Genomic DNA, 25,206 nt, shown 5'->3' with positions numbered 1-25,206 from the left:
ATTAACATTTCCGTGCCAATATTGATTATATTATATCAAGACAGGCGCTTTTTATGACGACTGTGAGGTAGATATGAAACCAGAAGATTTTCGCGCCGACAAAAAACGTCCTTTCACCGGTGAAGAGTACTTGAAAAGCCTTCAGGATGGCCGCGAAATTTACATTTATGGCGAACGCGTAAAAGATGTCACTACACATCCCGCATTCCGCAATTCTGCTGCTTCAATTGGTCAGTTGTACGATGCCCTGCACGCCCCGGAAACCCATGATACCCTGTGCTGGAATACCGATACCGGCAGTGGCGGGTATACTCACAAATTCTTCCGCTTTGCTACCAGTGCGGATGATCTGCGCCAACAACGTGATGCGATTGCTGAGTGGTCACGTCAAACCTATGGCTGGATGGGCCGTACACCTGACTATAAAGCGGCCTTCGGTAACGCACTCGGCGCATTCCCTGAATATTATGGCCAGTTCGCTGATAACGCCCGTGTCTGGTACAAACGTATTCAGGAAACAGGCGTTTACTTTAACCATGCCATTATCAATCCCCCCATCGATCGCCATAAACCCATCGATCAGACACGCGATGTCTATATTAAGCTAGAAAAAGAGACTGATGCCGGTATCATCGTCAGCGGCGCAAAAGTGGTAGCAACTAACTCAGCACTGACTCACTATAACTTTATTGGTTTTGGCTCCGCACAAATAATGGGAGATAACCCTGATTTCGCTTTGATGTTTGTCACGCCAATGGATGCGGAAGGCATGAAACTGATCTCCCGCGGCTCCTATGAATTGGTAGCAGGTGTAACAGGTTCCCCATTCGATTATCCCTTATCCAGCCGTTTCGATGAAAACGATGCGATTCTGGTGATGGATAAGGTCCTTATTCCTTGGGAAAATGTCCTGATTTACCGTGATTTTGACCGCTCACGCAACTGGGCAGTTCAAGCAGGTTTCGCCAATCTGTTCCCATTACAGGCTTGTGTACGACTAGCAGTGAAACTGGATTTTATTACTGCCCTGCTACAAAGGAGCCTGGAATGTACCGGCGTGATAGAATTCCGTGGTGTTCAGGCTGACCTGGGTGAAGTGGTTGCCTGGCGTAACCTGTTTTGGTCACTGAGTGATGCGATGTGGGCAGAAGCCAAACCGTGGAAAGGCGGCGCTTATATGCCGGATACCCAAGCAATACAAACTTATCGCGTTATGGCACCAACGGCTTACACTAAAATTAAGAATATTATTGAAAGTAACGTCACCAGCGGCCTAATTTATCTACCATCTAGTGTACGTGATATGAATAATCCAGAAATTGATAAATATCTGGCCCGGTATGTTCGGGGTTCCAACGGAATCGATCACGTTGAGCGCATTAAGATTTTAAAACTGATGTGGGATGCCATTGGTAGTGAATTCGGTGGCCGTCACGAGTTGTACGAAATCAACTACGCCGGAAGTCAGGATGAAATTCGTATGCAATGTCTGCGTCATGCTCATGGCTCTGGCAATATGAAAAAAATGATGGATATGGTTGATCGCTGCCTTGCTGATTATGATCAGCATGGCTGGCGGAGGCCACATTTATACAACAATAACGATATTAACCAGTTAGATAAGCTGCTGAAATAATCGGTAGCAGGAGGCCAATATGTCCTTAGAAAATGAACATCGCCTGCGTTTCAGAGATGCGATGGCGAGTCTGTCAGCAGCGGTGAATATCGTCACCACCGATGGTCATGGCGGATGCTGCGGCATCACGGCCACCGCAGTATGCTCAATCACCGATACGCCACCCACGCTGATGGTATGCATTAACCGTAGCAGTGCTATGAATACCGTTTTTCAGGAAAATGGCCGCCTGTGTGTCAATATTTTAAACCACGAACAAGAATTGATGGCACGTCACTTTGCCGGTATGACCGGAGTCAGCATGGAAGAGCGCTTTCGCTGGAATATCTGGCAGAAAGGAATATTAGGTCAACCGGTGTTAACCGGCACCCTCGCCAGCCTTGAAGGTGAAATTGAACAGGTTCAAGAAGTGGGAACGCATAACGTGTATCTGGTTCAGATTAAACATATCACGGTGAGCGAACAAGGCCACGGCCTCATCTATTTTAAGCGGAATTTCCGTCCAGTTATGTTGGAAATTGAAACCGCTACAGTTTAACTGCTTCTCCATCTGGCAGTGATTGTTCTTCCACTATTCAGGCCATTCAGGGCCTGAATAGTGTTCTGTTGTCAACGCATATATCTATACCCGTCATCTTTCAAGTTGCCTCTTTGTTGGCTGCACTCGCTCACCTCGGTCACATAGTTTGCTATGCTCCCGGGGATTCACTCCCTTGCCGTCGCGATCCATCTTGAAATCCATAGGGTATATTCAACTTTTTTCCTGATCATTTTTAATATTCACTTTATGAATATAGTTCTAAATTTGATATTAATTTTTATATTAGTGTGATCAACCACCAAGAACACATTTTAACCATATAATAACCTACCGAGTTCATGATAATTTGGACAAAGTTCAAAAAAACACCACGTTAGCGATACATCATGTTATAAAAATGTCAACTATCAGGCATTTTCGTATGTATTCCAACATATAAATAATGACTCATCAGAGGCAATCAACTATGAATAAACCCGCATCCATCGGTTTATTACAACAACCCAAGCCGTTCTTTATGATTTTCTTCGTCGAGCTTTGGGAGCGATTCGGCTACTACGGTGTACAAGGCGTTCTTGCTGTCTATTTTGTACAGAAATTGGGATTTTCCCAAGAACAAGCGTTTATTACCTTCGGTGCATTTGCCGCGCTGGTTTATGGTTTGATCTCGATTGGCGGTTATGTAGGTGACCACTTACTAGGAACTAAACGAACCATTGTGTTGGGTGCCATTGTCCTGGCAATTGGCTATTTTATGACTGGACTTTCTATCCTACACCCTGATTTAATTTTCTACGCATTGGGAACGATCGCCGTTGGTAACGGCCTGTTCAAAGCCAACCCGGCCAGCCTGCTGTCTAAATGCTATCCCCCCAAAGATCCTCGTCTGGATGGGGCTTTTACGCTGTTTTACATGTCAATCAACCTCGGCTCGCTGTTCTCACTCGCTCTCGCGCCTGTTATTGCGGAAAAATTTAGTTATGCCGTTACCTACAATATTTGTGGTATTGGGCTGATTATTGCTTTGTTAGTCTATATTTTATGTCGCAATACAGTACGTAATATTGGTTCTGAACCCGACCATCAACCAATCAACTATAAAAACCTATTCCTGGTATTAGCAGGAAGTGTTGTGATGGTTTACGTCTGTGCATGGCTGATGCACAACGTGAAAATAGCCAATATTGTGCTGATTACCCTATCTGCTATCGTGGTGTTTATCTTCTTCCGTGAAGCATTAAAACAGGATAAAGCTAGCCGTAACAAAATGTTTGTGGCTTTCATTTTGATGCTTCAAGCTATTGTGTTCTTCATCCTGTATGCACAGATGCCAACTTCTCTCAATTTCTTTGCCATCCATAACGTTCACCACCAGTTGCTTGGTTTTGACATTAACCCGGTCAGTTTCCAAGCGCTTAACCCATTCTGGATCGTCGTTGCCAGCCCGATACTCGCCGCCTTATACACTCACTGGGGCGCTAAAGGTAAAGACCTCACAATGCCAGCTAAGTTTGCTGTTGGTATGTTCCTGTGCTCTTTAGGTTTCCTCACTGCCGCCGCTGCCGGTTTGTGGTTTGCAGATGAACAAGGTTTGACCTCCCCTTGGTTTATTGTTCTGGTTTATCTGTTCCAAGGTGTCGGTGAATTGATGATCAGTGCATTGGGCCTGGCAATGATTGCAGCCCTTGTTCCTCAGTACCTGATGGGTTTTATTCTGGGAATGTGGTATTTAACTCAAGCAACTTCCTCCTTACTCGGCGGCTATGTCGCAGCCCTTACCGCCGCACCGAAAGGGATTACTGACCCATTGCAAACATTGCCAATCTATACCAGCGTATTCGGCAAAATTGGGATTGCTACCTTCATTGTCGCGATCATCATGGCGGTCACCGTGCCGTGGCTAAACAGTATGATGAATGAAAAACAAAAAATATGACTTGAGCTAAAATAAAAAACCTCGCCAAAGGAGAAAATACCGCTCGCTCACCCCGGTCACATAGTTATCTATGCTCCCGGGGATTCGCTCCCTTGCCGTCGCGATGCATCTTGAAATCCATAGGGTATAGAGCATCTAGAATTTAGTCGCTTTGAACATGGCAAAAGGTGGGTAACATCGTAGATCTCCAGTATCCTCTAAAGCATCCGCGTCATTGTGTTCAAAAAGCTCAATAGTTTTGAACCCGGCCTCGTTCAAGATTTGGTAATATGTATCTTTATGCCAATGCGTATCTGAAATCTTAAAAATAGTTCCATTTGACAGCTCTAAATACACTGGCTTGATTTCTCCATCATTGTATTTTTTATTTAGATCGCCACTCATAAAAGATTTGAATTTAATCCCACAAGAATCTGGATTAGTATCCAATACATAAAAAATACCACCAGGTTTTAATGTCCTGTGAACTTCCTTAGCGATTTTCAAAAGATCAGACTTTTCACTGTTAGTGACGAACACGTAACAGCATATAGCTGCGTCGAAAGTATTATCATTGAAGTTAAGGACATCAGTTGTAATTTGATGATAAGAACTATTGCCACGATTGATATTGCTGGCGGCTTTGTCCACCATGGTTTGTGAAATATCTACTCCCGTTACCGTCTTTATGCCGCCAGCAATTAGCCGACGTGACACTTTCCCACCACCACAACCGTAATCAAGAACCGATACGTTTTGCCCCAAGCTCTCCTTAAGGTTCTCAATCAACGGCGTGTACCCAAGTCTGTCCTCCAAATAATCATCATATTGATCGAATAAATTTGAAGCCTCTTCATTCATCCAGTTAGTATTCATTTGTTATCTCATATTCATATGTGTGTATACCCGTTATCTTTCAAGTTGCTTCTTTGTTGGCTGCACTCACTCACCCCGGTCGCATTGGTTTTTGCAATAGCTAAATCATATTTAGCAATATTGCTTTTTCTTTAAATTGATCACGCTCCTCCAAAACCCCATTGTGAAAAAAATTCAATATCAACATGACATAAATACAACTATGTGTATATGAGTATTATCTATATATTGAGCCAAATCACAATATTCCTTTTTTTTCGGAGGTTTCTTGTATATATACCTAATCCACTCGAATCCTGCACTTTCAAATTAATTGGATATATTATCATGCTAAAAATAGTTTAAAAAAATAATAACTATATTCATTAAAAATCACTACCTTATACAGACTAATATATAGTCGCGATAATTATTAAAATAATAACCAAAAAGAAAAAATATCTTTTCTAATTATCCCCTTCGCTCATCACAAAATATTAATCACTTTACTTTCCATAAAACACCATTCAAAACAATAGCAATTATTTCATAAGTTTATCATCAATAAACTTAATTATTATTTACGTGATTATAAATTTTGTTATTGCATTGTCACAGGCATTTAGAGAAACAATAGATAATAACGTTATGAAATAGTTAATGACCGAATGATACCGTTTTATCTACCCGTTACTTTCAGCCTATTTCAACCCGTTATCAGATGTCATATTTGCTGCCTTATTTTAATGAATATCAATAACTTTTTTATTGTATCCATGATACGCAAGGCAGCATCACTACCTTATTTAACATTTAAAAGGAATAAACATGAGCACAGTCACGCCAGAACGCCCTGAAATGACACAACAGGAACAAAAAGCTAACCAACTGCATGAAGCGAGTATCCTCAAACGTGCTAATCCTCAATTACAAAATGCGGTACATCTTGCTTTAACCACACCTCATGCCGATCAACAAGGTTATAACAGTAAATTTGGTGGCCGTGCCAGCCAGTATGTCGCCCCCGACGCAGTTGCTTCCATGTTCTCTCCCGCTGCTTATCTGACTGAACTTTACCGTCAGGCACGGGATTTACACGCAGAAAGCTCCATTTATCATCTGGATAAACGCCGCCCGGATCTAAAATCACTGATACTCAGTCAGCAAAATATGGATGATGAAATTTCTACACTTTCTCTGTCCAATAAAGTGTTGCTGGAAGGGATTCAGACGCAGGCCGGACAGCAAGGCCATACTCATGTGATGAAAGCGCTATCAACCTTTCACTCTTCGGGCTCTCTGCCATATCACGATGCTTACGAAAATGTACGTAAGGTTATTCAGTTACAGGCTCCGGTATTTGAGCAATTCAATACTTCCCCAGAAACAACCATCGCTAAACTGAAATACCAAACTTCCCTATTGGGGATTAATATTTCCATCTCTCCAGAACTATTTAATATCCTAACGGATAAAATTACAGATGACGAAGAGGAAATTAAAAGACTCTATAAAAAAAACTTTGACGATATTCAGCCCTCTTTAATGGCAACGTTAGAATATCTAAAAATCTATTATAACTTAACTGATGAAGAAATTAATCAGTCTATTAATCAACGAAATATTGAACGAATACATAATGAAATGAATTCAAAATATGGCAGCCAACAACCCGCTCAATATTATCTCCTCAAGCTTAATAAGATTATTCTTGTGTCACGAGCCACAGACATGGCACCAGAAATCCTTAAAAAAATTGCCTCTAGTAGAACTTATCACGCAATATCCCAACCTATGGAAGTCATCCTAGAATATAACCCTACTATATACGATGAGCTGAATGACATACCAGACATCAATACAGAGATATTAAAGAAAATATTTCGCGTTAAATACTATATGCAACGTTACAATATTGATGCTGAAACTGCATTGATACTGTGCAATGCACCAATTTCAGAAGACTACTATAGCCCTAGCCCCAATCAATTTAATCGTTTATTTAATACCCCACCATTAAATAGCCGGGATTTCTACGCTTCAGATGAAGAGATTGATTTAAGCCAAAACAGTGCTGATAGCCGGCAAAAAGAGGTACTTAAACGTGCTTTTAATGTCGATGATATATCACTTTATCAATTACTCAAGATGACTCATCGTGACAATGGAAATGGAAAAATAATCAATAACTTAACTAATATTTCTTATCTCTATCTGACCAAATTACTAGCAGATGTCCATCAATTAACTGTTAACGAGCTGAATTTACTGCTAATTGCCATAGGTGAAGGATCAACCAGTTTATCTGGGATCAGTGATGATAATCTGTCTGTTCTGATTGACAAACTTTATAACGTTACCCAGTGGTTGCATGCACAGAAATGGAATAAGTGCCTGTTGTTTATGATGACCACCACCGACTATAACAAAACCCTGACGCCAGAAATCCAAAATCTGCTAGATGCTGTCTACAATGGTTTGCAAGACCTTAACAGCGAAAACGAGGCAAATCTTCTGTTGAAGATCTCTCCCTATATCGCCGCCGCTCTGCAATTACCATCTGAAAATAGCGCTTACTATATGCTCACTTGGGCAGATCAATTAAAACCCGGCTCTGGTGCAATGACAGCAAAAAAATTCTGGAAATGGTTGCAATCTCAACACACCCCAGAACAATCAACTACTGAGACAGAAGAACAAGCCGTCCAATATTGTCAATGCCTGGCACAACTAGCGCTGATTTATCATTCCATCGGCCTTAGCGAAAGTACCTTACGTCTGTTTGTCACAAAACCACAACACTTTGGTCTTACCGCAGGAGCAACGTCAACACACAATGCATTATCACTGATAAAACTGACGCGTTTTGCTGACTGGGTTAACTCTCTGGGTGAAAAAGCCTCTTCTGTTCTGACCGAATTTGAAAAGGGAACATTAGAGACCAAACAGTTGGCTGATGCCATGAGTCTTGATAAAAATCTACTGGAACAAGCCAGTACTCATGTACAAGTTAATTTCTCCAACTGGGCATCTCTCGACACCATCCAACAATGGGTGAATATCGCGCGTCAATTAAATATCTCTCCACAAGATGTTTCTACATTGGCGCAAGTATTAGACATAGAACCTTCCACTGACTATAGCCAATGGGAAAAAATAGCGGCCATATTAACCGCCGGGCTCGATACCCAACAGGCCAACACCCTGCACACCTTTCTGGATGAATCTCGCAGTACTGCATTAAGCGAGTACTACATTCATAAGGTCGCTAACGCAGAGGCAAAAATTAAAAACCGTGATGATCTGTACCAGTATTTATTGATTGATAATCAAGTTTCCGCCGCCATCAAAACCACCCCAATTGCGGAAGCTATCGCCAGCATCCAACTGTATATTAGCCGGGCACTGAAAAACATGGAGGGAAACGCAGTTTCGCAGGTTGCCAACCGACCATTCTTTACCGATTGGGATAAATACAATAAACGCTACAGCACTTGGGCCAGCATTGCTAAGCTCATTTACTACCCTGAGAATTACATCGATCCGACAATATGTATCGGGCGAACAAAAATGATGGATACGTTGCTGCAATCCATCAGCCAGAGTCAATTAAATACCGATACGGTAGAAGACGCCTTTATGTCTTATCTGACGTCGTTCGAACAGGTGGCTAATCTGGAAATTGTCAGTGCCTATCATGACGACATCAATAGCAATCAGGGATTAACCTACTTTATCGGACACAATAAAACAGAAGTGAATCAATATTATTGGCGTAGCGTGGATCACAATAAATTCAATGACGGTAAGTTTCCTGCTAACGCCTGGAGTGAGTGGTACAAAATTGACTGTCCAATAAATCCCTATAAAGACACTATCCGCCCGGTAATTTTCCAATCTCGCCTGTATCTGATCTGGCTGGAACAAAAGAAAATTGCTAAACAGACAGATAATAATCAAACCATCGAATGTTATTATTATGAACTAAAACTAGCACATATCCGTTATGACTGGACCTGGAATACACCAATAACCTTAGAAGTACATGACAAAATATCCGCTGTTTTGAAAACATCAGATTTATTGGACCAATTGCAAGAGTACCAAAAGCAATTAGAAGATAAACTGAAAGAACAGCAGGAAGAAGTAGAGCGACTAAAACCAATCGCACCACTAAATCCAGTAAGTCCACCACAACCTATAGCGCCACTAAAATCATTACAACTATTGCCACCGCTAATAGAACAACGGAAAAAACAACTGGCGCAATGGGAGAGAGAGTTGAATGAACAGGGACAATCAACGACAGAGATAAGCGTAAGGGAAAAACAGCTGGAATTGAACCAACAGGATATTCAGAAGGAGTTGGATCGATTAGAATCAGAGCTAATAAGAAAACAACCAGGGTTCTACTGTGCAAATCACCAAGACAATAAGTTGTTAGTCATATTTTATCAAAAACAGGATGCACTGGATAAATACACAACAGATGCGCCCATAAAAGGGCTATATATCTCCTCAAATATATTACCCGAAGATATCAATCTCGGAGATTACATACCTAACATTCGTAACCAGTTTGATACCGATATTGGCGTCAACGGTATTATTAAGGTGAATAACCGATATGAAGTCTCTTCATCAATAGAGATAAGTGACCATAATATCCTGACCCTTTACCACGACACAAACGGAGCGCAGTATATGCAGTGGGGAGCCTATCGTATCCGCCTTAATACCCTGTTTGCCCGTAAATTAGTCAGTCGCGCCATGTCTGGGATCGATACTATTTTAAGTATGGAAACTCAGAAACTATCCGAACCCCAATTAAAGGCAGGGTTTTTCGCTAATTTTACTCTTCCTAAATACGACCAAAACATACACGGCAATGAACGCTGGTTTAAAATTCACATAGGTAATATTAATGGCGATAATTCAATGAGGTTATATTACCAAGGAACACTAACGGATAATGAAACCAGCATTACCCTATTTGTCCCCTATAAAAAAGACCTCTATACTATGGAAGGCGTCAGAATAGGTGTGCAATACAAGCAAAAATTTTATCAAGATTGGTGGGAACCAGCTTTCTTCTATTTCAACGAAACTCAGCAAAAATTTGTACTCATTAATGATACTGCTCATGACTCAGCTATGACGCATGGAGGCGAACGATCACCAGTCAAAAAATACCAAGGCTTTTCTAATGTTTCTGTTCTATCCGAGCACACGGAACCAATGGATTTCAACGGAGCTAATAGCCTCTATTTTTGGGAACTATTCTACTATGCCCCGATGCTGATTGCTCAACGTTTACTACACGAGCAAAACTTCGATGAAGCCAACCGTTGGCTGAAATATGTCTGGAACCCATCCGGTTATATTGAACATGGTCAAATTCAGCACTACCGCTGGAATGTCCGCCCATTATTAGAAGATACCCGTTGGAACGACGATCCACTGAATTCCGTCGATCCTGATGCTATCGCGCAATACGATCCAATGCACTATAAAGTCGTTACTTTTATGCGCACCCTTGATCTGTTGCTGGATCGTGGAGATTACGCCTATCGTCAGTTAGAGCGGGACACACTCAACGAAGCCAAGATGTGGTATATGCAAGCACTGCATCTGTTAGGCGATAAACCTCATCTATCGTTCAGTTCAGAGTGGTGTAAACCGAGTTTAGGTGATGCTGCCAGAACGGAAAAACAGGAGGAACACGCCCAGGCAATGACCGCCTTGCGACAAGGTGATATTAGCCGTCACAGCAACCCGACAGATCTTTTCTTGCCACAGGTCAACGAAGTGATGCAAAACTATTGGCAGAAACTGGAACAACGGCTGTATAACCTGCGCAACAACCTCTCTATCGACGGTCAACCGCTACATCTTTCTATTTATGCTACTCCAGCAGATCCAAAAGCGTTGCTTAGCGCTACTGTTGCCAGCGCACAAGGCGGAAACAAGTTACCGACACCATTTATGTCTCTGTGGCGTTTCCCACAGATGCTGGAAAACGCGCGCGGTATGGTGAGTCAGCTAACACAGTTCGGTTCCACGCTACAAAATATTATCGAACGTCAGGATGCGGAAGCCTTAAACACGCTATTGCAGAATCAAGCCGCAGAACTGATATTGACCAATCTCAGCATACAAGACAAAACCATCGAAGAGTTGGATGCGGAAAAAATCGTATTGGAAAAATCCAAAGCCGGGGCGCAATCACGCTTTGACAGCTACAAAAAGCTATACGATGAAAATATCAATGCGGGTGAAAACCGAGTGATGGCATTGCATGCCTCCATTGCTGGCCTCAGCACCGCCCTGCAAGCATCGCGTCTGGCCGGTGCTGCCCTTGATCTGGCACCCAACATTTTTGGTTTCGCTGATGGCGGCAGCCGTTGGGGGGCTATTGCCGAAGCGACAGGTAATGTCATGGAATTCTCTGCCAGTGTGATGAACACCGAAGCGGATAAAATCAGCCAGTCCGAAGCCTATCGCCGCCGCCATCAGGAGTGGGAAATCCAGCGTAACAATGCCGAAGCAGAGATAAAACAAATCGACGCCCAACTTCAATCGCTGGCAATACGCCGTGAAGCGGCAGTGTTGCAGAAAACCAGCCTAAAAACCCAGCAGGAACAAACTCAGGCACAATTGACTTTCCTGCAACGTAAATTCAGTAATCAAACGTTGTACCACTGGCTACGTGGTCGGCTAGCGGCTATTTATTTCCAATTTTACGATTTGGCCGTAGCTCGTTGTCTAATGGCCGAAATGGCTTATCGTTGGGAAACTAATGATACCGCCGCAAACTTTATCAAACCCGGTGCCTGGCAAGGGACACATGCTGGTCTACTCGCTGGTGAAACCTTGATGCTGAATCTGGCACAAATGGAAGATGCCTATTTGAGGTGGGATCAACGCGCTCTGGAAGTAGAACGGACCATTTCACTGACGCAATTCTATGGAGCACTGCCAGAAAAATCGTTTAATTTGGCAACACGTATTTCTGCCCTGCTAGCAGGTGGTACAACTGACCCCGTTGACCATCCCCCTGTTACATTAGAAAACGACCAACTCAGTGCCAAAATCTCACTGTCAGATCTGTCACTGCATAGTGACTACCCAGAAGGCAACGGCGTAGGCAACATTCGACGTATTAAACAGATCAGTGTCACCCTGCCAGCCCTGTTAGGACCATACCAAGATGTACAAGCCATTTTGTCCTACGGAGGAAGTGAAACCGGATTAGCTGAAAGCTGTAAATCACTGGCGATTTCTCATGGAATTAATGATAGTGGTCAATTCCAGTTGGATTTTAACAATGGTAAGTTGCTGCCATTTGAAGGGATAGCGATTAACGATACTGGCACATTAACACTCAATTTCCCGAATGCGACTAGCAAACAGCAAGCCATGTTGCAGGCATTGAGCGATATTATTCTGCATATTCGCTACACCATCCGCCAGTAACCATCTCAATCAAACACTAAAAACAGGCCCCTAAACGGGGGCCTGAACCTTTCACCACATTCACCATCTGCTTTCTTACCTGTCTAGCGCTCGTTATAACAGAGATATTTCCTTTTCTCGTGAGTCCGATTACCTACTATAAAATATCAACCCTCTTCTTTTTCGTAGCATGCAATATGTAACAAATGCAACTATTTCATTTGGTTATTGTTAACTAATTATATTACTTATGATGTAATTATAATTTTTGTTATTGCATCACAACAGCCATTTAAATAAATAATAACGTTACGAAATAGTTGATAGTTAAATGGTGTTTTTATTTGACCATTATTTTCAACCTAATTTCAGACCGCTATCAAACGTTACCTGTGTTGCCTTTATTTGGATGGAGATAAATAACCTTATTTATCTCCACGAGATGCAAGCCAGCATAAATGTTTTATTGACTCAATATTTAAAAGGAATAAGCATGAACACACTCAAGCCCGAATATCAACAAGCGTTAGGAGCAGATTTTAATCTAACCGATATTTGCCATCTCTCTTTTGACGAACTTCGCAAAAAAGTGAAGGACAAACTCTCATGGTCACAGACCCAGAGCTTATATCTTGAAGCACAGCAGATGCAAAAGGATAACCTGCTGCATGAAGCCCGTATTCTGAAACGCGCAAACCCTCAATTACAAAGTGCGGTACATCTTGCCCTGACAACTCCTCATGCCGACCAGCAAGGTTACAATAGCCGATTTGGCAACCGCGCCAGTCAGTATGCAGCCCCTGGCGCAATTTCCTCCATGTTTTCTCCTGCGGCTTATCTGACTGAACTTTATCGTCAGGCACGAAATTTACATGCTGAAGGTTCCATTTATCATCTGGATACACGTCGCCCAGATCTAAAATCATTGGTACTCAGCCAGAAAAATATGGATACGGAGATTTCCACACTTTCTCTGTCTAATAACATGTTACTGAACAGTATTAAGACTCAGACTAATTTGGACAGCCACGCTGAAGTGATGGAAAAGTTATCAACCTTCCGCCCTTCTGGCTCAATGCCATATCACGATGCTTATGAAAGTGTACGTAAGATTATTCAATTACAGGCTCCAGTATTTGAGCAATTAAGTGTATTCCCAGAAACAACACTCTCTCAATTGAAGTATCAAGCTTCCCTGTTGGATATTAATGCTTCCGTTTCACCAGAGTTATTTACTATTCTGACAAAAGAGATTACCGGGTCTACTACTGAAACTCTTTATAATAATAATTTTGGTGATATTAAACCTTCTCTGACAAAAAAACTGGAATATCTGAAAAGTTATTACAATCTGAGTGATGAAGAGTTTAGCGACTTCCTTAAAATAAGAACTATACTTCTCCCAGAAGAAGAAATAACAATTACTGAGCCTGCATCGCATACTACTAATACACAACAAACTATCGAAAAGACTGATTATCGTGCTCTGTTGAAAATTAATAAATTTATTTATCTATTCAAAGCTATAAACTTATCACCAACGGTATTAAGTGGAATCCTCCGCAGTATCAGTCCAGAATTCAACATCAATGAAGAAGTGTTAAAAAAAATCTTCTGTATTAAATACTATATGCAACGCTACGGTATTGATGCTGAAACTGCATTAATACTGTGCAAAGCAACCATTTCACAACATAGCAATGACGGTCATCCAAGCCAGTTTGATCGTTTATTTAATTCCCCAAAACTAAATGGTCAGGGTTTTTCCACCAATGGCACTCCAGAGATTAATTTAAACCTCAGCAATACCAATGACAGAAACAAAACTGTACTTAAACTTGCTTTTAACCTCGATGATATTTCATTAAATCGACTACTAAAGGTTACCAATCCGGTCAATACTACCGAAATGATAACTAATGATATAGAGAATCTTTCTCATCTCTATCGGACAAAATTACTGGCAGATATCCATCAGTTAACTATTGATGAGTTAAGTTTACTACTAATTACCATAGGTGAAGAAAAAACCAACTTATCTACCATCAATAATACTGATCTGGTCACCCTGATTGATAAACTCTATGCCGTCACTCGCTGGCTACGTACACAGAAGTGGAGTGTCTATCAGTTATTTGTGATGACCACCACCAACTATGACAAAACCCTGACACCAGAAATCCAAAACTTACTGGATACTGTATATAACGGTCTGCAAAACTTTGACAAGAAAAAGGCAAAAACCAAAGAAGAGCTATTAAAAGCCATATCTCCTTATATCGCCGCTGCTTTACAATTACCATCTGAACATGCGGCATATTTCATACTCACCTGGGCAGATAAACTAGAACCCGGTACAGGAAACATGACAGCGGAAAAATTATGGAACTGGTTGCGAATAAATCCCGTTACCGCTCAACCAGAATTCCAAAAACAAGCTGAACTCGTGGTCCAGTATTGCCAGTGTCTAGCACAACTAGCGCTGATTTACCGTTCCATCGGCCTTAACGAAAATACCTTACGTCTGTTTGTGACAAAGCCACAACACTTTGTTATTAAAACCAAAAAAACCGAAACAATTGAGGCAACTGAAACAACCGAGACAATACCAGCACATGATGTATCAACACTCATGTCACTAACGCGTTTTGCTGACTGGGTTAACTCACTCGGTAAAAACGCCTCTTCTGTACTGACCGAATTTGAAAAGAAAACATTAACAACAGAGCTATTGGCTAAGGCCATGAATCTCGATGAAAAGCTGCTGTCACAAGCTAAGACCCAGGCAGAAACTGATTTATCCAACTGGTCATCTATCGACAGCCTATTACAGTGGATTAACATCTCACATCAATTGAACATCTCTCCACAAGGTGTTTCAGCACTAACGCAAATATTAAATACAGAATCCTCCTCTGACTATACCCAATGGGAAAACGTCGCTGCGATATTAACCTCCGGGCTGAACACCCAAAAAGCCAATACCCTACATGCATTTCTAGATGAGTCTCGCAGTGCTGCGTTAAGTACATACTCTATTTATTCTCATAACCAAAAAGATCGAGAAGAAAGAAAACATACGGTAATTAAAGACCGTGATGATCTATATCAATACCTACTAATCGATAACCAAGTTTCCTCAGCTATCAAAACCACGGAGATTGCGGAAGCTATCGCCAGTATCCAACTGTATATTAACCGCGCATTGAAAAATATGGAGGAAGATACCGACACAAGTGTCACCAGCCGTTCATTCTTCACCAACTGGGATAAATACAACAAACGCTACAGCACCTGGGCCAGCATTGCTAAGCTCCTTTACTACCCGGAAAATTACATTGAGCCAACATTGCGGATCGGCCAGACAAAAATGATGGATGCGCTACTGCAATCCATTAGCCAGAGTCAATTGAATACCGATACCGTAGAAGATGCCTTTAAATCTTATCTAACGTCATTCGAACAGGTGGCTAATTTAGAAGTCATCAGCGCCTATCATGACAACATTAATAATGACCAAGGATTAACCTATTTTATCGGACGCAGTAAAACAGAAGTGAATCAATATTATTGGCGCAGTGTAGATCACAATAAATTCAGCGAAGGTAAATTCCCCGCTAATGCCTGGAGTGAGTGGCACAAAATTGACTGCCCAATTAATCCCTACGAAGATACTATCCGCCCGGTAATTTTCCAATCCCGCCTGTATATTACCTGGCTGGAACAAAAGAAGGTAACTCATCGATCAGAAGGAGAAACTCTACCAAAAGTAGAAGCTCTATCAGAAATAAAAACTGACAAACAAGGAAGCAAAACCACCACAAGCTATTATTATGAACTAAAATTGGCACATATTCGTTATGACGCTACCTGGAATACACCAATTACCTTTGATGTAGATAAAAAAATATCTGATCTCAATCTAGAAGCGAATAAAGTGTTAGGGCTCTATTGTGCGAGTTATCAAGGCAAAGATAAGTTATTGGTGATGTTTTACCAAAAAGGTCCTGAACAGGCGAGTTATATAAATGCTCCCATGCAAGGGTTATATATCTCTTCCAATATGTCACAAGAAGAGATGAATCCTAATGATTATAAACTTAATATTCATAAACAGCTTGATACCCATACTGCAACCAATAGTGTTATAAGAGTCAATAACCGCTATGCAGAAAGCTACGAAATCCCTTCATCGGTAAACAATAATAATGGTTATGATTGGGGAGAAGGCTATCTGAGTATGGTATACGGCGGGAGTATTCTAATTACCCGCAACCAAAGCGATAATTCAAAAATCCAAATCTCACCAAAGTTAAGAATTATTCATAATGGATATGAAGGTCGACAACGTAATCAGTGCAATCTGATGAAAAAATATGGCAAACCAAAAGATAAATTTATTATTTATACCACGCTAGGCATTAACCAAAATAATTTGTCAAATAAAAAATTCATCTACCCTGTTTATCAATATGAAGGAAATGCCAGCCAGCTTAGTCAAGGAAGACTTCTATTTTATCGGGATAGTGCCACTAATTTTGTAAGAGCCTGGCTCCCTAACCTTCCCTCTGGCTCTCAAGAAATGTCCATAACCACCGGCGGTAACATTAGTGGTAATTATGGTTATATTGATAATAAACATAGTAACAACAATCCATTCAAAGAATATTTCTACATGGATGACCACGGCGGTATTGACACTGATGTTTCGGGGCCAATGTTTATTAATACAAATATTCAGCCTTCAAACGTTAAAATCACAGTGAAAACAGTGAAGGAGGATGGAAAATTAACTAGTGAGCCATATACAGCGAACGACAAAGTTTCAGTTAAACCACCACTCAACTTCGAAGAAATGTGTTACCAGTTTAATGGTCTCAAAGAAATAGACGTCTCCAAACTAGTATTTAAAAATAATGAAGCAAGTATTGATATCACCTTTACAGCATTTGCTGATGCATTTGAAAGTGGTCAGAAAGAACGTAACCTAGGCGAAGAACATTTTAGTATTCGTATTATCAAAAAATCGGAGACTAATAATGTCCTATCCCTTCACAGTAATTCAAGCGGGGCACAATATATGCAATGGGGAGCCTATCGTACTCGCCTTAATACGCTGTTTGCCCGTAAATTAATTAGCCGCGCCAACGCGGGGATCGACACTATTTTGAGCATGGAAACTCAAAATATTCAGGAGCTACAATTAGGCAAAGGTTTCTATGCTACATTCGTAATACCTCCCTATAACCCATCAACTCATGGTGATGAACGTTGGTTTAAGCTATATATCAAACATGTCTCTGATAATAACTCACATATTATCTATTCAGGCCAGCTAAAAGATACAAATATAAGCATCACATTATTTATTCCTCTTGATGATATTCCATTGAATCAAGATTTCCACGCCAAGGTCTATATGACCTTCAAGCAATCGCCATCAGATGGTAGCTGGTCGGGTCCTCACTTTATTAGAGATAATAAAGGAATAATAACAATAAACTCCAGCTCCATTTTGACCCATTTTGAAAGTGTCAATGTCCTAAATAATGTGAGTAGCGAACCAATGGACTTCAACGGCGCGAACAGTCTTTATTTCTGGGAACTGTTCTACTATACCCCGATGTTGATTGCTCAGCGTTTGCTGCACGAACAAAACTTCGATGAAGCTAACCGTTGGCTGAAATATGTCTGGAACCCATCAGGCCATATTGCCAATGGTCAAAAGCAGTATCCCCACACTTGGAATGTTCGCCCATTACAAGAGGACACGAGTTGGAACGATGATCCGTTGGGTTCATTTGATCCCGATGCCATAGCGCAATATGATCCAATGCACTACAAAGTCGCTTCCTTTATGCGCACCCTTGATCTGTTGATCGAACAGGGAGATTACGCCTATCGCCAATTGGAGCGGGACACACTCGCCGAAGCCAAAATGTGGTATATGCAAGCATTGCATCTCTTGGGTGATAAACCTCATTTATCACTCAGTTCAACATGGAATGATCCAGAACTAGAAGAGGCCGCAGATCTTGAGAAACAAAAGACACATGCCAAAGCAGTAGCAGATTTACGACAAGGCCAGTCTACAGGTGGAAGCAACACAGATCTTTTCCTGCCACAGGTCAATGAAGTGATGCTGAGCTATTGGCAGAAACTGGAACAACGGCTGTATAACCTGCGCCATAACCTCTCTATTGATGGTCAACCTTTACATTTGCCTATTTTCGCAACACCAGCCGATCCAAAAGCGCTGCTCAGCGCCGCTGTCGCCAGTTCACAAGGTGGAAATAATCTTCCGTCAGCGTTTATATCAGTTTGGCGTTTCCCACACATGCTGGAAAACGCCCGCAGTATGGTCAGTCAACTCACCCAATTCGGCTCCACGTTACAAAATATTATCGAACGTCAGGATGCGGAGGCATTAAACACGCTGTTGCAGAATCAGGCGGCGGAACTGGTATTGACCAATCTCAGCATACAGGACAAAACCATTGAAGAGCTGGATGTTGAAAAAACTGTGCTAGAAAAAACCCGCGCCGGGGCCCAATCACGTTTTGATAGCTACAGCAAATTCTACAATGAAGACATCAACGCAGGTGAAAAACAGGCAATGGCGTTGCGAGCCTCCGTCGCTGGCATCTCTACGGCCCTTCAAGCATCACATCTGGCAGGCGCTGCACTTGATCTGGCCCCCAACATCTTTGGCTTCGCTGATGGTGGTAGCCATTGGGGGGCAATCGCCCAAGCCACAGGTAATGTCATGGAGTTTTCCGCCAGTGTCATGAACACCGAAGCGGATAAAATTAGCCAGTCTGAAGCCTACCGTCGGCGTCGTCAGGAGTGGGAAATTCAGCGTAATAACGCCGAGACAGAGCTGAAACAAATCGATGCTCAACTTGGTTCGCTGGTAGTGCGCCGTGAAGCCGCCGTGTTGCAGAAAACCAGCCTGAAAACGCAACAGGAACAGACTCATGCACAACTGACCTTCCTACAACATAAGTTCAGCAATCAAGCTTTGTACAACTGGCTGCGTGGTCGGCTGTCCGCCATTTACTTCCAGTTCTATGATTTAACAGTAGCTCGCTGTTTGATGGCTGAAATGGCCTATCGCTGGGAGACTAACGATGCCGCAGCACGCTTTATCAAGCCCGGTGCCTGGCAGGGAACCCATGCCGGTTTGCTGGCAGGAGAAACCTTAATGCTGAATCTGGCACAAATGGAAGACGCGCATCTGAAACAGGAGCAACGCGTACTGGAAGTAGAACGTACCGTTTCACTGGCAAATATCTATAAAGAGAAAGGTCAATTTTCCCTGACTGAGAAAATTGCAGAACTGATGAAGAATAAATTAGTCACTGCCGGTAGCGGAAATAACACCCTGAAGTTTGGTACCGGAAATGCCCAAACGTCTCTGCAAGCATCCATTTCGTTAGCTGACTTACAAATTCGTCACGATTACCCAGAAAACAGTGGAGTCGGTAACGTTCGCCGGATTAAACAGATCAGTGTCACCCTGCCAGCACTGTTAGGTCCCTATCAGGATGTGCAGGCGATTCTGTCTTACAGCGGAGATGTCACTGGATTGGCTGAAAGTTGCAAATCGTTGGCGGTTTCTCATGGGATGAATGACAGCGGCCAGTTCCAACTGGATTTCAACGATGGCAAATTCCTGCCATTTGAAGGAATCGACATTGATAAAGGTACGCTGACATTGAGCTTCCCAAATGCAATTGGTGAAGGAAGCAAAGAAGGCAAACAAAAAACCATGCTGGAGAGTCTAAGCGACATCATTCTGCATATTCGCTACACCATTCGCCAATAACGATTTCAATTAAGTGCTAAAACAGGCCCCTAAATGGGGCCTGCAAGGAGTCTTTCATGCAAAATTCACAAGATTTTAGTATTACAGAACTATCATTGCCCAAAGGAGGAGGCGCTATCACGGGAATGGGGGAAGCGTTAACCCCCGCCGGACCGGATGGTATGGCCGCGCTATCTCTACCATTACCTATTTCTGCCGGGCGCGGTTATGCCCCGTCACTCGCCTTAAACTACAACAGCGGTGCCGGTAACACTCCATTTGGTCTGGGTTGGGATTGCAACGTTATGACCATCCGCCGCCGCACCCATTTTGGTGTCCCCCATTATAACGAAACCGATACTTTCCTTGGGCCGGAAGGCGAAGTACTGGTAGTCGCGGATCAACCGCGTGATGAATCGACATTACAGGGTATCAACCTAGGCGCTACCTTCACCGTTACCGGATACCGTTCCCGTCTGGAAAGTCATTTCAGCCGATTGGAATATTGGCAGCCCAAGACAACAGGCAAAACAGATTTTTGGCTGATATATAGCCCAGATGGGCAGGTACATTTATTGGGTAAATCACCGCAAGCACGGATCAGCAACCCATCCCAAACGACACAAACAGCACAATGGTTGCTGGAAGCTTCTGTATCACCACATGGTGAGCAAATTTATTATCAGTACCGGGCCGAAGATAACTTAGATTGTGAAACTAATGAAATTACGCTCCATCCACAGGCCACAGCACAACGTTATTTACATATAGTGTATTACGGCAACCGGACAGCCAGCGAAACGTTACCCGGTCTGAATGGTCGCGCCCCATCACAAGCAGACTGGTTGTTCTACCTGGTATTTGATTACGGCGAACGCAGTAACAACCTGAAAATGCCACCAGCATTTACAGCAACGGGTAACTGGCTTTGTCGTCAGGACCGTTTTTCCCGTTATGAATATGGCTTTGCATTACGTACTCGCCGTTTATGCCGTCAGATACTGATGTATCACTGCCTGCAAGCGCTGGATAATAAGATAAAAGAACACAACGGACCAACGCTGGTTTCACGCCTGATACTCAATTATGACGAAAGCGCAATCGCCAGCACGCTGGTATTCGTTCGTCGAGTAGGACATGAGCAAGACGGTACTGCCGTCACCCTGCCACCATTAGAATTGGCGTATCAAGATTTTTCACCGCAACATAACACTGACTGGCAACCGATGGATGTGCTGGCAAACTTCAATGCCATTCAGCGCTGGCAGCTAGTCGATCTAAAAGGCGAAGGATTACCCGGCCTGCTATATCAGGATAAAAACGCTTGGTGGTACCGTTCCGCACAGCGTCTGGGTGAAATTGGCTCAGATACCGTCACTTGGGAAAAAATACAGCCTTTGTCTGTTATCCCTTCCTTGCAAAGCAACGCCTCGCTGGTGGATATCAACGGAGACGGCCAACTTGATTGGGTTATCACCGGACCGGGATTACGGGGATATCATAGTCAACGTCCAGATGGCAGTTGGACACGTTTTACCCCACTCAATGCTCTGCCGGTGGAATATACTCATCCACGTGCGCAACTCGCCGATTTAATGGGAGCCGGGCTCTCTGATTTAGTGCTGATCGGCCCTAATAGTGTGCGTTTATATGCCAATACTCGTGACGGCTTCGCCAAAGGAAAAGATGTGGTGCAATCCGGTGATGTCACGCTGCCAGTACCGGGTGCCGATCCGCGTAAGCTGGTGGCGTTTAGTGATGTATTGGGTTCCGGTCAGGCACATCTGGTTGAAGTGAGCGCAACTAAAGTCACCTGCTGGCCTAATCTGGGGCATGGACGTTTTGGTCAACCCATTACCCTGCCGGGATTCAGCCAGCCAGAGGCTATATTTAACCCGGCTCAAGTTTATCTGGCCGATCTGGATGGCAGCGGCCCAACGGATCTGATTTATGTTCACACCAACCGTCTGGACATCTTCCTGAATAAAAGTGGCAACGGTTTTGCCGCACCGATGACATTGCGCTTCCCAGAAGGCTTGCGTTTTGACCATACCTGTCAGTTACAAGTGGCCGATATACAAGGGTTAGGTGTCGCCAGCCTGATACTGAGCGTGCCACATATGACCCCCCATCACTGGCGTTGTGATCTAACCAGCGCAAAACCGTGGTTACTCAGCGAAATGAACAACAATATGGGAGCCCACCACACCTTGCGTTACCGCAGTTCCTCCCAGTTCTGGCTGGATGAAAAAGCCGCGGCACTGGTTGCCGGACAAACACCGGTTTGTTATCTCCCCTTCCCGGTACACACCCTATGGCAAACGGAAACAGCGGATGAAATCAGCGGCAACAAATTAGTCACAACACTGCGTTATGCTCGTGGCGCTTGGGATGGGCGTGAACGGGAATTTCGCGGATTTGGTTATGTTGAGCAGACAGACAGCCATCAACTGGCCCAAGGCAACGCGTCAGAACGCACCCCACCCGCGATGACCAAAAACTGGTATGCCACCGGGCTACCGGTAATAGATAACACATTATCAACAGAGTATTGGCGTGGTGATAATCAGGCTTTTGCCGGTTTTTCACCACGCTTTACGACTTGGCAAGATGGCAAAGATATTCTGTTAACACCGGAAGATGATAACAGCCAGTATTGGCTAAACCGGGCACTGAAAGGTCAACTGCTACGTAGTGAGCTGTACGGATTGGACGACAGTACAAATAAACACGTTCCCTATACTGTCACTGAATTTCGTCCACAGGTACGTCGATTACAGCAGGCAGATAACCAATACCCGGTACTTTGGTCATCTGTAGTTGAAAGCCGCAGCTATCATTACGAGCGTATCGCCAGCGACCCACAATGCAGCCAAGATATTACGCTATCCAGTGATCTATTTGGCCAACCGCTAAAACAGGTTTCGGTACAGTATCCACGCCGAAAGCAACCAGCAATCAGTCCGTATCCTGATACGCTGCCTGATGAATTGTTAGCCAACAGCTATGATGAACAGCAACGCCAATTACGGCTCACCTATCAACAATCCAGTTGGCATCATCTGACTGACAATACCGTTCGGGTGTTAGGATTACCGGATAGTACCCGCAGTGATATCTTCACTTATGAAGCTAAAAATGTACCTGCTGGTGGTTTAAATCTGGAACTACTGAGTATTAAAGATAGCCTGATTGCGGATAATAAACCGCGTGAATATCTCGGCCAGAAAAAAACCATTTATACCAATGGGAAAAATGCAGCGCCATTGCAAACGCCAACGCGACAAGCGCTAGTTGCCTTTACCGAGACAACGGTATTTAGTCAATCCACACTATCAGCGTTTGATGGGAGCATCCCATCTGCTCAATTGTCAACGACGCTGGAACAAGCCGGATACCAACAAACAAATTATCTATTTCCTCGCACCGGAGAAGATAAAATCTGGGTAGCTCATCATGGTTATACCGATTACGGTACAGCCGCACAGTTCTGGCGCCCGCAAAAACAGAGCAACACCCAACTCACGGGCAAAATTACACTCACTTGGGATGCAACCTATTGCGTTGTCACACAAACCCGAGATGCTGCTGGGCTGACAACCTCAGCCAAATATGACTGGCGTTTTCTGACCCCTGTGCAACTCACAGATATCAATGACAATCAGCACCTTATCATGCTGGATGCACTGGGCCGGCCAATCACACTGCGCTTTTGGGGAACTGAAAACGGCAAGATGACCGGTTACTCTTCACCGGAAAAAGCACCGTTTTCTCCACCGTCCGATGTGAACTCCGCTATTGAGTTAAAAAAACCGCTCCCTGTAGCACAGTGTCAAGTTTACGCACCAGAAAGCTGGATGCCAGTATTAAGTCAGAAAGCCCTCAATAGGCTGGCAGAGCAAGATCGGCAAAAGTTATACAATACCCGAATCATCACCGAAGACGGGCGCATATGTACACTGGCCTATCGCCACTGGTCACAAAGTCAAAAGGCAACCCCTCAACTCACTAGCCTGTTAAACAACGGCCCCCATTTACCCCCTCACAGCCTCACATTGACTACGGATCGTTATGATCACGATCCTGAGCAACAGATCCGTCAACAGGTAGTATTCAGTGATGGCTTTGGTCGCTTACTGCAAGCCGCTGCCCGACATGAAGCAGGTATGGCTTGGCAACGCAATAAAGAGGGTTCTCTGATGATAAGTGTCAAGCATACTGAGAATCGTTGGGCAGTGACTGGACGAACGGAATATGACAATAAGGGACAGCCGATACGCACCTATCAGCCCTATTTCCTCAATGACTGGCGATACGTTAGCAATGACAGTGCCCGGCAGGAAAAAGAAGCTTATGCAGATACCCATGTCTATGATCCCGTTGGTCGAGAAATCAAGGTTATCACCGCAAAAGGTTGGTTACGCCGAACCTTGTTCACTCCTTGGTTTACTGTCAATGAGGATGAAAATGACACGGCTGCTGAGGTGAATGAGGTGAATATGTAACTTGATCAATCCCGCCTGCCTAACAGGCGGGAAACAGAGATGGAGGTGAAAGGTGTTGCTCATAATACCGTCAGATACTCAACTTATCATCTGGTTGATCATTGGTTTTATTGCGGCCTGGGGCGGCCTCGTAAGGTACCTCATTGATATGCAAAACAAACAATATAAATGGAGTTGGATCAACGTATTCTGTCAACTCATCATCTCCTGCTTTACCGGTGTACTAGGAGGATTGCTGAGTTTTGAAAGTGGCGGCAGTATCTATATGACTTTTGCAATTGCAGGTTTATTCGGCACAACAGGAAGTACCGGACTGAACTGGCTCTGGCGCCGCCTCATTACGTATCATCATGATCATGGAAGGAAGCAATAAGGCCCCACTGCCACAATAAACCATCAGTCTCTAGTTAACCTGCAAAATTATCGACTACACTATCGACTATCGTAAGAAAACTAACATACAGACAACAATTGCGATTGCAGAAAGGATTA

The 25,206-nt window shown here is 43.3% G+C and carries 8 protein-coding genes; 7 read left to right on the top strand and 1 reads right to left on the bottom strand.

Annotation, left to right across the window (positions count from 1 at the left end; all coding sequences use genetic code 11):
* Positions 1-73: 73 nt before the first annotated feature.
* The 3 genes from hpaB to dtpB all read left to right on the top strand — a co-directional run bounded on the left by hpaB (position 74) and on the right by dtpB (position 4,113).
* Positions 74-1,636, top strand: a complete 1,563-nt coding sequence (hpaB, locus tag PluTT01m_RS05035) for a 4-hydroxyphenylacetate 3-monooxygenase, oxygenase component (RefSeq protein ID WP_011145338.1) — start codon at positions 74-76, stop codon at positions 1,634-1,636.
* Positions 1,637-1,655: 19 nt separating this feature from the next.
* A complete protein-coding gene (gene hpaC, locus PluTT01m_RS05030; protein WP_011145337.1) occupies positions 1,656-2,174 on the top strand; it encodes a 4-hydroxyphenylacetate 3-monooxygenase, reductase component in 519 nt (172 codons plus the stop codon).
* 469 nt (positions 2,175-2,643) lie between these two features.
* Positions 2,644-4,113 carry a dipeptide/tripeptide permease DtpB gene (dtpB, locus tag PluTT01m_RS05025; protein WP_011145336.1) on the top strand — a complete coding sequence of 490 codons (1,470 nt, stop codon included), beginning with the start codon at positions 2,644-2,646 and terminating at the stop codon, positions 4,111-4,113.
* 135 nt (positions 4,114-4,248) lie between these two features.
* Here dtpB and PluTT01m_RS05020 read toward each other — a convergent pair whose 3' ends face one another.
* On the bottom strand, positions 4,249-4,968 hold the full coding sequence (locus PluTT01m_RS05020; protein ID WP_011145335.1) for a class I SAM-dependent methyltransferase: 720 nt from the start codon (positions 4,966-4,968) through the stop codon (positions 4,249-4,251).
* 807 nt (positions 4,969-5,775) lie between these two features.
* Here PluTT01m_RS05020 and PluTT01m_RS05015 point away from each other — a divergent pair.
* From PluTT01m_RS05015 to PluTT01m_RS05000, 4 genes are all read left to right on the top strand, one after another.
* Entirely contained in the window at positions 5,776-12,423 is a 6,648-nt protein-coding gene (locus PluTT01m_RS05015; protein ID WP_011145334.1) for a Tc toxin subunit A-related protein, read from the top strand.
* A 472-nt stretch (positions 12,424-12,895) separates the two neighbouring features.
* A complete protein-coding gene (locus PluTT01m_RS05010) occupies positions 12,896-20,230 on the top strand; it encodes a Tc toxin subunit A-related protein (RefSeq protein ID WP_011145333.1) in 7,335 nt (2,444 codons plus the stop codon).
* A 56-nt stretch (positions 20,231-20,286) separates the two neighbouring features.
* Positions 20,287-24,714, top strand: a complete 4,428-nt coding sequence (locus tag PluTT01m_RS05005) for a SpvB/TcaC N-terminal domain-containing protein (RefSeq protein ID WP_011145332.1) — start codon at positions 20,287-20,289, stop codon at positions 24,712-24,714.
* 52 nt (positions 24,715-24,766) lie between these two features.
* Positions 24,767-25,087 carry a phage holin family protein gene (locus PluTT01m_RS05000; protein ID WP_011145331.1) on the top strand — a complete coding sequence of 107 codons (321 nt, stop codon included), beginning with the start codon at positions 24,767-24,769 and terminating at the stop codon, positions 25,085-25,087.
* Positions 25,088-25,206 lie beyond the last annotated feature (119 nt).

Source organism: Photorhabdus laumondii subsp. laumondii (genome assembly GCF_003343245.1).
GTDB lineage: Bacteria > Pseudomonadota > Gammaproteobacteria > Enterobacterales > Enterobacteriaceae > Photorhabdus > Photorhabdus laumondii.
The sequence above is the reverse complement of the archived record's forward strand: the minus strand, read 5'-3'. Positions and strand labels throughout refer to the sequence as shown.